We start from the raw sequence: 13474 nt of genomic DNA on the forward strand, positions 1-13474 counted from the left end.
CTCTGCATCGCTCTGTGACTGTTCGTTACGTCCTCGTTTTACTCCTGTGGTGCGCTGCAAGCGATGCGTCCGGTCAGGTACTGCGGGGCACGGTCGTAGGCGAAGACGACCAGCCGCTTGCGGGGGCGTCGATAACACTCACCGGCGGGATTGAAGGGGGGACGACCACTGAGGCAACGGGGCGGTTTCGGCTGAGGCTGCCAAGCCTTCCTGCAACCGTCGAGGTGCGGTTTCTCGGCTATGAACCACAACGCGTCGTAATTCTTCCGGGCGAGCCGCTGGAAGTGACGATCCGGCTACGTCCGCGCGTCTTCGAACTGGAAGGATTGGATGTGGCGGGGGAGAATCGTGCTGTGACGCTCATGCGGGAGGTCATCCGGCGCAAGCAACAGCGTCGAGCCGCCCTCCAACCGTACACCGCTGAACACTACACCCGCTTCACGCTAAGGCGGCGTGGTGAAGTGATCCGCGTCACCGAAACACTCAGCGATGTCTACGTGCGGCCCACGCAGACGGCAAGGGGCGATTCTCGCCGCGAGATCGTGCTCGCCCGGCACCGTCGCCCTGCAGGTCGCGCCTTCCGCTACGCCCGCGTGGTGCCCGTCCCCGACTTCTACCTCGACGACGAGGTCGTCCTCGACGGTTTCCGCTTCATCGGTCCGACGCACCCGAACGCGCTCGATGTCTACACCTTCCGCGTCGGCGACCGCATTGAGGAGGACGGGCAGGTGCTGTGGGAGGTGTCGGTACGCTCTCGTTCGGCGCTCGCCTCCGCCTTCGAGGGCCGGCTGCGCGTCGTCGATAGCCTGTTCGTGCTCGCCGAGGCCGAACTGCGGCCGTCCGTCACGCTGGAGAAAGAACCGCCGGTGCAGGCATGGGCCGCGACGTATCGACAGACGTTCACGCCTTCGGCGGAGGCCGACTCTGTCTGGATCTCGGATCGCTTCGAGGTGACCGGACGGGTGGACGTAGGCGTGCCCGGTGCCTTTCTCCCGGTCGTCCGTACGCAGCAGACGACCATCGTCACGAGTCGACGCCCTGGGATCTTCGGGGGCGACAGCCTCTTCGCACGCCGCGAGCGCATCGCCGAGCCGCCTGGCGTCTACGCGGGGCGCGACGTCTACGCCGCCGGTCGCTCCATCGCGCCGCCGGACGACGACGAGGCGCGGGTGCTGCTGGCGAGCACGCGTCCGTTGCGCGCCTCGCTCATCCCCGAGGGCTTGCTGCGCTACTACGTTCCGCTCCCAGTCGAGGAGGCTCCCGAAGTAGTCGTGACCGACGCCCTCGCGCCTCCGCTGCCGCGCTTCGCAGAGAGCGTGGAGGCGTGGTATAACCGCGTCCAAGGGGCCTATTTCGGCGTTCGGCCGCGTTTCGGCGTTGGCGAAAACGTCGCTGTGCGTCCGCGCCTCGGCATCGCTACGTCGAATGTGCGTCTCGATGCAGGACTGCGCATGGAGGCGCGACTGCCGGTGCGGCTTGGCTCCGAACGTCTGGTTGGCTTCGCTGAGGGCGGCGTGGCCACGGTCCCGTTCGAGCGGTCGTCGGTCTATCCGCAGCCGTTCCTCGCGGTGCCGACCTACATCGGCTGGGCGGATTACCACGACTACCTCCGTCGCACACGCGTGAAGGCCGGGCTGTCGTGGACAACGGAGAAGGCGCACATTGAGGTAGCGGGGCAACTCGCGACGCACGATTCTTTGTCCAATGGCACCGACTACGAAGGCATGTTCGTCGGCGAAGGGCAGCGTCCGAACGCGGAGGCTACGCCCGGCACGTGGCGATCGGTCGAGGCGAGCATTGGGTTGGGGACGGAGCCGCGGTGGGCGGCCCGGCCCCAAGGCATCTACGCTGAGTTGACTAGCCAACTGGGGCGGTTCGACGCGGATGGCGCGGACGCGACAAGCATGGTGCGGTTCACCGGTGAGGTCGGCGGACGTGTAGCTACGCTGTTTCGGCGGCGGCCCGAGCCTGCGGCGCTCTACGCGAGCCTCTCGGCAGGGTGGGTGAGCGGCGACGCACCGCTACAGCTGCGTCCGCGCACCGAGACGCGAGCCGGTGCGGTCAGCGGCTTCGGCTCGTTCCGCACGATCGCCAGTCCACCTGTCTCGACGCCTCAGTTCGTTCAACTCGCCTGGGAGCACGACTTCGGACGTAGCCTCTTCGAAACCGTCGGGCTCCCCGTAGGCGTGGCCCTCACAGGCGGGCATCTGTGGACGGAGGACGCCGACAGCGCGCACGAGGTCGGCCTGTCGCTGCTGCGCCCGTTTCGTTTTCCCATGCGTATCGACACCGCGTATCGGCTGGACCAGGTTGGGTGGTTCATAGGCATTGGACTGGCCCGGTGAGGTCTCGGTGACAGCAGGACTGACACCCGCGCGGCGGTATCTTCGCCGGGCACGAACGACCCGCCGTCTACCATGTCCGATACCCCCGCCGACGCGTCCCAGACGCAGGAGCAAGCCAGCCTCTTCCCGCTGCCCGCCGACAAGAAAAAGCGCGCGGGCGCGACGCCGCTCATGCGGCAGTATTGGAAGATCAAGGACCGCCACCCCGGTGCGCTCCTGCTGTTCCGCATGGGCGACTTCTACGAGACGTTCGAGCGCGACGCCGAGGTCGTGGCCGACGTACTCGGGATCACGCTCACGAAACGCGGCAACGGGGCGGCGGAGGACATCCCGCTCGCCGGCTTCCCGCACCACGCGCTCGAAACGCACCTGCCGAAGCTCGTCAGTGCGGGCTACCGCGTCGCGGTGTGCGAGCAACTCGAAGACGCCAAGTTCGCCCGAAAAATCGTCAAGCGCGACGTGGTGGAGGTTGTCACGCCGGGCGTGGCGATGCGCGACCAACTGCTCTCGGCGAAGCACGCGCACTACCTCGCTGCGGCGGTCTGGGGTACGACTAAGCACATGCAGGGCCGTGTCGGCTTCGCGTTCGTGGACGCCTCGACGGGCGCGTTCTTCGTCGCCGAGGCTGCGGCCGAAGACTTCGAGGGGCTGCTGCAGACCGTAGGCCCGGCGGAGTTGCTCATCGATAAGCGGCAGAAGAAGCAGCTTCAGTCGATCCGTGACACGTCGTTCGCGCTCACGCCGCAGGAGGACTGGGTCTTCAGCTACGACTTCGCCTACGAGACTCTGCTGCGGCACTTCGAGACGCACTCGCTCAAAGGCTACGGCTTCCATGACAATCACGGCGACGACGGGCCGAACAGCGCCGACGCCCTCGCAATCGCAGCGGCGGGGGCGGCACTCTACTACCTCGGCGAGACGCAGAAGGGCCGCGTCCCGCACGTGCGCCGCCTCCAGCGCTACGACGCCAGCGACTACATCGCGCTCGACGCCGCCACCAAGCGCAACCTCGAACTCGTCGCCGCGATGCAGTCGGGCCGCCGGGACGGCTCGCTCATCGGCGTCCTCGACCACACGCTCACGCCGATGGGCGGGCGGCTCCTGCGCGCCTGGCTCGTCCGACCGCTACAGTCCGTCGAGAAGATCGAACAGCGCCTCGACTCCGTGGACGCGCTCTTCCAGTCAGAGCGATTGCGACGCAGCCTGCGCGAGGAACTGAAGCAAGTCGGCGACCTCGAACGCCTCGCCGCCAAGGTCTGCACGGGCCGCGCCACGCCGCGCGACCTCGTCACGCTCAAGCTCACGCTCCGGCAGATCCCGCCCGTCAAGCAACTGCTGGAGGACGTGGCGTCCGAGACGCTCGCGAAGGTCACCGACGCGCTCACGCTCTGCCAGGACACCGTCGACCGTATCCACGCCGCGCTCGCCGACGAGCCGCCGGCCAAGATGGACGCGGGCGGCACGATCCGTTCCGGGTTCTCCGACGAACTCGACGACCTCCGCACGGTGTCCAAGGGCGGCAAGACCTACCTCGCCGAGTTGCAGGCGCGTGCCGCGGCCGAGACGGGCATCACGAGCCTCAAAATCGGCTACAACAAGGTCTTCGGGTACTACCTCGAAGTCACCAACACGCACAAGGACAAGGTCCCGGCTGCGTGGACGCGCAAACAGACGCTTGTCAACGCGGAGCGCTACATCACCGAGGACCTGAAGGTCTACGAGGAGAAGATCCTTACCGCCGAGGAGCGCGCGCTGGCGCTGGAGCAACAGCTGTTCTCGGAGCTTCGGATGGCTGTCGCCGAGGCCGTCGAGCCGATCCAGCGCAACGCCCGCTACCTCGCCATGCTCGACGTGTTCGCTGGGCTCGCCGAGGCCGCGCGGAAGTATGACTACGTGCGCCCGACCGTCGACGAGTCGCGCGTGCTCGACCTCGAAGCGGCGCGGCACCCCGTCGTGGAGCGGACGCTGCCCGCTGGCGAGGCGTTCATCCCCAACAGCGTGTTGCTGGACCCCGACGGCGAGGTCGACATCGAGCCGACGAGGGGTGGCCAAGTGCACGTCATCACCGGGCCCAACATGGCGGGGAAGAGCGTCGTGCTGCGGCAGGTCGGGCTCGCGGTGCTGCTCGCGCAAGTCGGCAGCTTCGTCCCGGCCAAGCGCGCACGGATCGGCGTGGTGGACAAGATTTTTACGCGCGTCGGTGCCTCGGACAACCTCGCGGCGGGGGAAAGCACCTTCCTCGTGGAGATGAACGAGACGGCCAACATTCTCAATAACGCCACGCAACGCTCGCTCATCCTGCTCGACGAGGTCGGGCGCGGGACGAGCACCTTCGACGGGCTGAGCATCGCCTGGGCAATCGTGGAGCACTTGCACGATCATACACCCGTCGCAGCTCGGACGCTCTTTGCGACGCACTACCACGAACTCAACGCGCTCGCCGACCGCCTGGACGGCGTGCTGCCCTTCCGCATCCAGGTGCAGGAGCACGACGGCCGCGTGATCTTCCTCCGCACCCTCATCCCCGGCGGGGCCGACCATAGCTACGGCATCGAGGTGGCGCGCATGGCGGGGTTGCCTGAAGCGGTGATTGCTCGCGCGAAACACGTGCTACGCCACCTGGAAGCGCACGATGTCGCGGCTGAGATGCAGGGCCCACGCTCCGAAGCAGCGTCTGGCGACGGCGCGCTGCCGTCCGTGCGCGCCACGCCCGAGATCCCGGCGCCTGACCTCACGGCACCCGTCGCCTACGCCGCCCCTGATCCCATCGCGGCGCAACTCCTGGACACGCTGGAAGCGCTCGACCCGAACCGCCTCACACCCATCGAGGCCCTGATGAAGCTCGCCGAGTTGAAGCAGATCGCGGACGGATGATCGAGGGCTGCGAGGACGTGTGACACACGGATGGCACTCGGCTGCAGGAGCTTGATTTCGAGTCCTCCGCGCACACATCCCAACTCTGCCATGTCGCTGTCTTTCAACCCGCTCAGCCGCCGCCCTCGGCGCCGTCGTCTTGTGATGGCGGTCCGTGGCGCGGCTGGGGCTGGCAAATCGGTCTTCGCCGCCAGCCTGGCCGACGCTGGGCTCGGGCGCCTGTGCTTCTTCGACACGGAGCGGAAGGCGCGCCTACTTCCTGGCGCCGACGGTACCACGTTCGACGCGCTTGAGATTGAGCAGCCCCAGGAGTTGCCCGCCTTCATTGACTGGGCGCTGGGCCCCGAAGGACAGGCGCAGGGCTATGGCTGCTACGCCCTCGACTCCTGGGCGATGTACTTCGGACGCCAACACCGAGCCCTGCTCGAAGCCGTGCGGGCCCGAACAAGCGATCCGACGGAGCAGCCCACGGCCGAGGAGTTGCAGGCCGACCAACTCGTTCTCCAGGAAGTCCTCCGTCGCCTCTGCGTCGATTCCGGCGCGTGCGTGGTCATCACCGACCAGATCGCGGCCAAGGGTAAAGAGGATCGGGAAGAAAACGAACTGGGGCGCGTGCTCCCGATGACGGCGTCGGGCCTGGAATACTTCGTCGATGTGATGGTGGAGTTGTTCGTCCGGGTCGAGGGCTTCGAGACCGTGCGCGTGGCGCGCGTCGTGAAGTCCAACGTGCCCGAGTTGCCCGTAGGCGCCGAGATCGAGCAGCCGACGTTTGCCGACTTCCTCAACCGTTTAGGCGCGGGACCTCAGCCGGCCGCCCTACCTGCTGACGAGGCATCGCAGCCTGCTGCGGAGCCCGACGCGCTCGGGCCTACGCTCGCCGACCTGCGCGAGACGGCTACCGTCTACGGCCTCGACGCGGCGCAACTACGCGTAGCGGCCCGGCACTACTGCGGTACGTCCGACCTCGACCGTCTCGCTCCGGACCAGATCGAGAACCTGCTCGACCGCATGCACGCCCGCTATGCGCCCTCCACCGGCGACGGTGCAAGCGCGCAGCCCGAGGACGTCGCCGCCGAGGTGTCCACCACGGTAGAGAAGCCCAAGAAGCGCCGCCGCGCCGCGTAATCGGCTTCAACACTCGGCTGCGACCAGGCATCGTCCGCTCACGCGTCTCGTACAGACTCATGGATCACATCAACGGCCTCGGCGGCGCCTTCGTCTTCTCAAACGACCCGAAGCGTCTCGCCGACTGGTACACCGAGCACCTCGGGCTCGCCTTCGAGGGCAGCGTCGAGTTTGGCGCGTTTTACCATCAGTTCTGGAGCCTCCACCGCGACGATCCGGCTCGTCGCCTCGACACCACATTCGCTATCATGCAGGCGAAGGCGGACTTCCCGCCGCCTCTCGTCCACGGCGACGTGGAGACGTACGGCGACCAGCCGTTCATGGTCAACCTCCGCGTCAATGACCTCGACGCGCTCCTCGACCGCCTCCAGCAGAACGGCATCGAAGCACTGGGGCGGCAAGACGAGGCCTACGGCAAGTTCGCCTGGGTCCGCGACGCCGACGGGCACCGCGTCGAACTGTACCAGCCGACAATGCAGCCGCCTGACGAGGGCTAGCCGCCTATTTCAGCGACACCGATACGCCTACAAGGACGTGCCGCTCAGGTGCCGGCTCAAGGAAGCGCCCTCCAAACGCGTTCACAACCACGGAGCCCGCATAGCGCGCGTCGGTGACGTTGCGGACCGTCGCGAACGGCGTGGCGCGCACGCCCCCGCCGAGCCGCACGTCGCTCAGTGCGATGCGTAGGTGCAACACAGCATGGCCGTCTGTCCGGTCGCTTCCCCCGATGGTTGCATCGTAGGCGGAGACCGCTTCTCCGCTCAGCCCCACGACCAACCGGCTGTTCAGCAGCGGGGTCCGATGGGAGCTCCAGGTTAGCGTCCAGGTTGCCAGGGCAGGAGGGATGCCGGGAAGGCGAGTGCCTGCTGGCACGTCGGGATCATCGTTGTCAAGGAAAGAGGCCCGCACCATTGTGAGAGCACAGGCGCCGGAGAAGCGGCCCGGTCCTAAGGGCAGGCGCTCGGCCTGGACACCCAGTTCAAGCCCTAGCGTCGCCGCTTGTCCGCCGTTGTCGAACACGGTGACGTCGTCGATTTCGCGGGGGACGAGCAAGCCCGACACACGTGCGGCGAACGCCGCCGCGTCGAGGCGGACGAACCCGTTGCCGCTCGCCCAGGTGCGTCGAGCGCCTACCTCGGCCCCCCACGTTCGCTCAGGCGATAAGGACGGGTTGAGGCCGGGTCGGCCATCGGGGCGATTGCCCAATTCCGTGGTGGTGGGTGCGTCGAAGGCACCAGCTCCGTTCACGAAAACGGTCAGCCCACGCGCCCCTGTCCATGTCAGGCCGACGGATGGACTCAGCGCGCCATCTGCGCGGCGTCGTTCCTCAGGCTCCCCCACATCGACGCCATTGGGCCGTGCTTCATAGGTGATGAGGTCGGCGCGCAGGGCCGCCGTGGCCGTCCAAGACCCTGTGCCATGATCCCAAAACGGTAGCGCAATGCGGCTGAAGACCGCGCTAGACTGGACGGTTTCGAGTTGACTCGTAAGCACGTCGGCGCCCGGTCGGCCGCTGTCGTTGGTCGTCTCCAGGCGGTCGTCGCGCTGCGCTTCTACCTCGAGACCGAGGCCCCAGGAGACGGGTCGGTCGGCGACCTGGGTGCCTTCAATGGTTGCGCGTGCGCCACCGGTAGCACGGTCAAGTTCGATGTACCGGGGGACAATCGGGTTGTCGAGTGTGCGGAGCCCGCCCCACACCGTGGTGGCGAGCCGGGCGTTTGCTGTAAGTGGCTGGGCATAGGAGAGCGCTAGGTAGCCTTGCGTCAGTTCTTTCCCGGCGTCTTGCTCGATGGAGGCAGCGCGCGATTGCCTGGGGTCTTCCGCAGCCTGTTCGGGGGTGAGCCCACCCGGCGATTGTGCTCGCGGGACATACGCTCCAAGGGCGACAACTTGCAGTGACCGCCCGGCGCCTAGCGGCAGACGACCCGAAGCGCCAAGGCGAAACGTCTCCGAAGCGGCATGGGTGCGGTAGCCACGCTGGCTGACCGCCGAGCCCCACACCGACAGGCGACCACGTCGTAGCGATGGCTGCACGGCTGCTTCGGCCTTGTAGAGCCCAAACCCGCCTCCAAGGGCGCGCAGTGCTACGTTCGGGGCGCCAGGCCCTGCTTCCGTCGAAAGCGCGATGACGCCCCCCGAGCCGCTGCCCCAGAACGTCGAGGCCGGGCCCCGCAACACCTCTACCCGTCGGACGAGGGCCGGATCGACCACATTGAGTTGCGCCTGGCCGTCCGGGAGCGTGAGCGGGATGTCGTCCAGCAACACGTGGGAGCCACGTACACCGAAGGCCGAGCGCCAGCCAACACCGCGCACGAGCAGGCGTTCGCCCGTAGAGGGATTGCCGCGGTCCGAGATCCACACGCCAGGAAGGCCGGCCCCAAGATCTGCGAGCGATGCCCCTGGCTCGGTGACACGCTCGACACCTGGTCGAATGCGGGTGACTACGGAGAGAGGGGCCCGCGCGGACTCGAGGGTGAACGGCGCCGCAGTCACGACGACGTCGCGTAGCTGACGCAGCGTGTCCGGTACGGTCCGCACGGATGCATCGGGGTCCGGAAGGGTACCCTCGGCGCTCTGCGCGAGCACGGCCGCTGGGACGAACAGGGGCAGGACCCACAGCCAACGAAGAAGACGCGCGTATGCTGTACCGATCATGACGAGCGCTGGGGTGACATGGCGAGACCACGGGAATCGCGGGCGGGCCACACGCGAGAATTCCGTCCGATTCCTCGGTTAGCGGCGGGGAAACTCGTTCCATAAAAAAACGCCCCACGCGGTGAGCGTGGGGCGCTGCTGTGCGGTCCGGACGGGACTCGAACCCGCGACCTCCGGCGTGACAGGCCGGCGTTCTAACCAACTGAACTACCGGACCGAACAGAGACTGGCGCACCGATTTCGGCACGACAGGATCAAAACATACGGTGGCGAGACGAACTGGGACAACACGCGAGACGCGATCAACGCGCGCTTCACATCGAGCGGCACCGCCCAAAGAACAGTGGCCAGGGACGGACTCGAACCGCCGACACATGGATTTTCAGTCCATTGCTCTACCAACTGAGCTACCTGGCCGGTAGCGCCGCTGCGGAGGGCACTCGCACCCCGCGCGATGGCAAGGCCTCAAAGATACGGAGCCCCGTTGCGAAGAACATTCGCAGAGTGCGAACAGTTGGCGAAGGGTGTCACGCAGCGCCGTCCGCTGCCCGGCGCGCCGCCTCAAAGGTGTTGCGCAGTAGCATCGCAATGGTCATCGGACCCACGCCGCCGGGAACGGGCGTGATCGCCCCCGCTACCTCCTTGACCGCGTCAAAGTCGACATCGCCTACGAGCCGATAGCCGCGCTTGCGGGAGGCATCATCCACGCGGTTGATGCCCACGTCGATCACCGTGGCACCCGGCTTGACCATTCCGGCCGAGATCATGTGAGGACGGCCCACCGCAGCAATGAGGATGTCCGCCTGCAGGGTATGGTGACGTAGGTCAGCAGTGCGGCTGTGGCACACGGTCACGGTGGCGTCCAGGCCACGTTGGAGGAGAAGGTTGGCCATCGGCGTGCCGACGATGTGGCTGCGCCCGACCACCACCGCGTGCGCCCCGCGTGTCTCTATGCCGGTGCGCTTCAGCATCTCCACGATGCCAGCCGGAGTGCACGGGGCAAAACCTCCGGCTCCCAGGACCACGCGTCCGACGTTCTCGGGGTGGAAGCCATCGACGTCCTTCTCTGGAGCGAGCGCATGGATCACCTTCGCCGCGTCGATGTGGTCGGGGAGGGGCAGCTGGACGAGGATGCCGTCTACGCTGTCGTCGGCGTTGAGGCTGGCGATAAGGGTGAGGAGGTCAGCTTCAGACAAGTCGGCCGGTCGGCGTAGCGTCTCAGCGGTGATACCTGCCTCCGCGGCGGCCTTGGTCTTACCGCGGACGTACGACGCCGACGCCGGGTTATCGCCGACGAGCACGACGGCGAGGGACGGCGCGCGGTGCCCAGTCGCCACCCATGCATCGACCTCGGCGCGGAGATCGGCGCGGACGGCCGCAGCAACAGCGCGCCCGTCGATGAGCAGGGCAGGCGAAGTATCGGTGTCAGACATGGTGAAGCCTAGAAGAAGCCGAGGGTGGAAGCGGTTCGCGACACGCAAAAGTACCAGGCCCGTGCGGATCGCAATGCGAAGGCCCCGGTAGATTCGCCTGACACCTTCCGTCACCTTCCACTCCCACCTCGACCCATGATTCGAGTCGGCATTTTGGGCGCGACCGGCGCCGTCGGTCAGCGCTTTGTCCAACTCCTCGACGGCCACCCGTATTTCCGCGTCACCGCGCTGGCCGCAAGTGCGCGCTCGGCGGGCAAGCCCTACGCCGAAGCGGCGCACTGGACGCTCGACACACCAATGCCCAAGCTTGTCCGCAACCTCGTCGTGCAGCCGTGCACACCGGAGCTCGACTGCGATTTCGTCTTCAGCGGGCTGGACTCGTCCGTGGCGGGCGATGTGGAGGCAGCCTTTGCGCGAGCGGGCTATCCGGTCATCTCGAACGCGAAGAACTACCGCATGCACGCCGACGTGCCGCTGCTCATCCCGGAGGTCAACCCCGACCACACGGCGCTGATCGACCGGCAACAGTGGGGGGGTGAGAAAACCACGGGCGCGCTACGCGACGACGGCTACATCGTCACGAACCCCAACTGCTCAGTTGTCGGGCTCGTCTGCGCGCTCAAGCCCCTGCACGACGCCTTCGGCATCGAGGCGCTGCACGTGGTGACAATGCAGGCGCTCAGCGGCGCAGGCTACCCAGGCGTGGCGTCCCTCGACGCCGTCGCCAACGTGGTGCCCTTCATCGGCGGGGAAGAGCTGAAGCTCGGCGAAGAGCCAGGCAAACTGCTCGGGCAGCTCACCACTGAGGGTGTCGAGCACGTCGAAATTCGCACCTCGGCGACGTGCACGCGGGTGCCGGTCGTGGACGGCCACATGGAGGCGGTGTCGGTGAAGTTCCGGTCGAAGGCGAGCGCAGGTGAGGCCATCGAGGCGATGCGCGCCTTCGTCTCGCCCATTGACCACCTGGCACTGCCGTCCTCTCCGGATCGGCTCCTCCACGTCTTCGACGAGGACGCCTACCCGCAGCCGCGCCGCCACGTGCACCGCGAGGGCGGGATGCAGGTCTCCGTCGGTCGCGTTCGCGACTGTGAGCTGTTCGACGTCAAGTTTGTCGTGCTCTCGCACAACACGATTCGCGGTGCAGCAGGCGGGGCAATTCTCAACGCCGAACTCCTCCGCACCGAGCAACGCTTGGGCGCTCTGGGAAAACGCGTCGCAGTACTGTGAGCGGCCCGGAGAAGGCTCCACCGGTCGCCATCCGGCCTGTCGAGCGCGGCGACCTCGTGCCGGTGCTTCGGCTGTGGGCGTATCTCGACGCCCTCCAGTCAGACCTCGACCCAGTCCTAGCCACTGTCGAAGACGCCGAGGCCTTGTGGACCGCCGAGTTCAACAGCATGCTCGATGACCCTGGCGTTCTCGCGCTTGTGGCGACCATCGAGCGCGAAGTCGTCGGTCTTGTGACTGCGCACGTCGCTGAGCCTCGGCCGCTTTATCAGCCAGATCTGTTCGTCTTCGTTGATGAAATCGTAGTAGACCCGGCGTGGCGACAGCGGGGAGTGGCGAAGCGGTTGGTCGAGCAGGTGCAGGCCTGGGCACACGGCCTCGGCATCGCACGGGTCGAGGCGCGTGTGGTGGCAGCCGGCGAAGCCGCACGGGCGTTTTGGCGGAGCGTTGGCGGTGAGGCCGTGGCAGTGACGATGCGGCTCAGCGCGAAACCTGGAGCAGCTGCTAACGCCTGAGTGCAGGCCACGGAGCAATCCGGCGTGTGCGGCCACCGCGCTTCAGGCTGAGACGACGGCTGAGACGAAACAGTGTCAGCCTGGGACGAGACCGCCTCGTACGATGGACCCAATCGGCGCGTACGGGCCAGAAACGGCGTTGCGACTGGAGCCTGGGAAAGTCGGCACGGCCTTCGCACATGCTTTCGGCGCTCTCCTATCGATCTCACGCTCTCCCATGTCTGATCCCCAGGTTCGCGCTCAACGCGAACACTACAAGGCCAGCCAGGCCTATGAAGAGGCCGTGCGCCTTCTCGAACTCGGTCACGGCGACGCTAGCACCGCCCAACTCGACCGCGCGATCCAGCACCTCGACCGCGCCATCGAGCTGATGCCGTTCGATTCAAGCTGTCGCTACGACCGAGGCCTCGCCCAGCAGCGCCGCGGACGCCACCGCGCGGCCATCGCCGACTACTCGCAGGCGCTCCACCTCGACGGCCCGGACGCGGACACGTTCAACAACCGCGGCCTCGCCTTTGCCGCCGTGCAGGACTACGAGCAGGCCATCCACGACTTCACGGCTGCGATGAGGGTCGCGCCGAATGATGCCAAGCTCTACTTCAACCGGGGCAACGCCTTTGGCGACAACGGACGCCCGTTCGAGGCTGTCGCCGACTACGGCATCGCCATCGGGCTTGCGCCCACCTACGCCGAGGCACACTTCAACCGGGCACTGGCGCTCCTCGCCATCGGCAACTATGCCGACGCGCTCCCCGATGTCAACCGCAGCATTGACCTCGACCCGTCGGATGCGGACGCGTACACGCTGCGCGGTGAAATCTTCGCCTACCTCGGTGTGAGCGAGCGGGCCGAGACAGACCGCGCCACAGCCCGGGACTTAGCGCGCATCGCGTCCTAGGCAGGACGGGAGCGGGGCCCTCCGTGTTAGAAGGCGGCCCCGGCGCCTAGCGCGGTTGCTCAGCCAGCGTAGGGGCCCGCTTGACAGCGCGCGAGGGCATGCTACCTTCCGCAAATCATGGGCTTCGCTCTGGCTGTGCGGTATCCGGGTTCTGTGCAGCTGGCGTCGCTTCTGCCGTGCGTCGGTCGAACCCTTGCGTCCCGAATATGGATGGAGTTGGGCACCTACCTCAAGCGGGCCTCCATAGCTCCAATAGGGACGTGCGGTGTTGCGTTCATGCACCCAACCGCACCCTGAATCGAGGGTGCCGGACGTTGGTCGGATCCTTGTGGAGGGCACACGCTCTTGCCATCCTGCTCGCTTTCCGCCACGGCGTGACCTCGTCTGGCGCAACCGTTTTCACCG

General features: G+C 66.9%; 9 protein-coding genes and 2 tRNA genes. 7 read left to right on the forward strand and 4 right to left on the reverse strand.

The annotated features are described in order from the left end of the window. The first annotated feature begins 14 nt into the window (after positions 1 to 14). The 4 genes from AAFU51_01095 (at position 15) to AAFU51_01110 (ending at position 6841) form a co-directional block, all read left to right on the forward strand. On the forward strand, positions 15 to 2345 hold the full coding sequence (locus tag AAFU51_01095; protein ID MEO1569841.1) for a carboxypeptidase regulatory-like domain-containing protein: 2331 nt from the start codon (positions 15 to 17) through the stop codon (positions 2343 to 2345). Positions 2346 to 2516: 171 nt separating this feature from the next. Continuing rightward, positions 2517 to 5219 carry a DNA mismatch repair protein MutS gene (mutS, locus tag AAFU51_01100; protein ID MEO1569842.1) on the forward strand — a complete coding sequence of 901 codons (2703 nt, stop codon included), beginning with the start codon at positions 2517 to 2519 and terminating at the stop codon, positions 5217 to 5219. A 90-nt stretch (positions 5220 to 5309) separates the two neighbouring features. Continuing rightward, the gene (locus AAFU51_01105; GenBank protein ID MEO1569843.1) at positions 5310 to 6344 is read left to right on the forward strand and encodes a hypothetical protein; all 1035 of its coding nucleotides are present in this window, start codon (positions 5310 to 5312) and stop codon (positions 6342 to 6344) included. A gap of 59 nt (positions 6345 to 6403) precedes the next feature. Further along, entirely contained in the window at positions 6404 to 6841 is a 438-nt protein-coding gene (locus AAFU51_01110) for a VOC family protein (GenBank protein ID MEO1569844.1), read from the forward strand. A 4-nt stretch (positions 6842 to 6845) separates the two neighbouring features. Here the strand turns inward: AAFU51_01110 and AAFU51_01115 are convergent, their stop codons facing one another. From AAFU51_01115 to folD, 4 genes are all read right to left on the reverse strand, one after another. After that, positions 6846 to 8999: a TonB-dependent receptor gene (locus AAFU51_01115; protein ID MEO1569845.1), complete on the reverse strand. Its 2154-nt coding sequence runs from the start codon at positions 8997 to 8999 to the stop codon at positions 6846 to 6848. Positions 9000 to 9142: 143 nt separating this feature from the next. Next, a tRNA-Asp gene (locus AAFU51_01120) sits at positions 9143 to 9216 on the reverse strand. Positions 9217 to 9343: 127 nt separating this feature from the next. Beyond that, a tRNA-Phe gene (locus AAFU51_01125) sits at positions 9344 to 9416 on the reverse strand. Positions 9417 to 9526: 110 nt separating this feature from the next. Next, positions 9527 to 10432 (reverse strand): bifunctional methylenetetrahydrofolate dehydrogenase/methenyltetrahydrofolate cyclohydrolase FolD, encoded by a 906-nt coding sequence (folD, locus tag AAFU51_01130; GenBank protein MEO1569846.1) that lies wholly within the window; start codon positions 10430 to 10432, stop codon positions 9527 to 9529. Positions 10433 to 10567: 135 nt separating this feature from the next. On the opposite strand from folD, the gene asd reads away from it, so the two are divergent. From asd to AAFU51_01145, 3 genes are all read left to right on the forward strand, one after another. Then, a complete protein-coding gene (gene asd, locus AAFU51_01135) occupies positions 10568 to 11659 on the forward strand; it encodes an aspartate-semialdehyde dehydrogenase (GenBank protein MEO1569847.1) in 1092 nt (363 codons plus the stop codon). Further along, complete coding sequence (locus AAFU51_01140; GenBank protein MEO1569848.1) at positions 11656 to 12171, forward strand: GNAT family N-acetyltransferase; 516 nt, start codon at positions 11656 to 11658, stop codon at positions 12169 to 12171. Before asd ends, AAFU51_01140 begins: the two co-directional genes overlap by 4 nt. A gap of 217 nt (positions 12172 to 12388) precedes the next feature. Beyond that, on the forward strand, positions 12389 to 13069 hold the full coding sequence (locus AAFU51_01145; protein ID MEO1569849.1) for a tetratricopeptide repeat protein: 681 nt from the start codon (positions 12389 to 12391) through the stop codon (positions 13067 to 13069). Positions 13070 to 13474: the final 405 nt, after the last annotated feature.

Source organism: Bacteroidota bacterium, assembly GCA_039821555.1.
Classification (GTDB): Bacteria; Bacteroidota; Rhodothermia; order Rhodothermales; family Rubricoccaceae; genus JBCBEX01.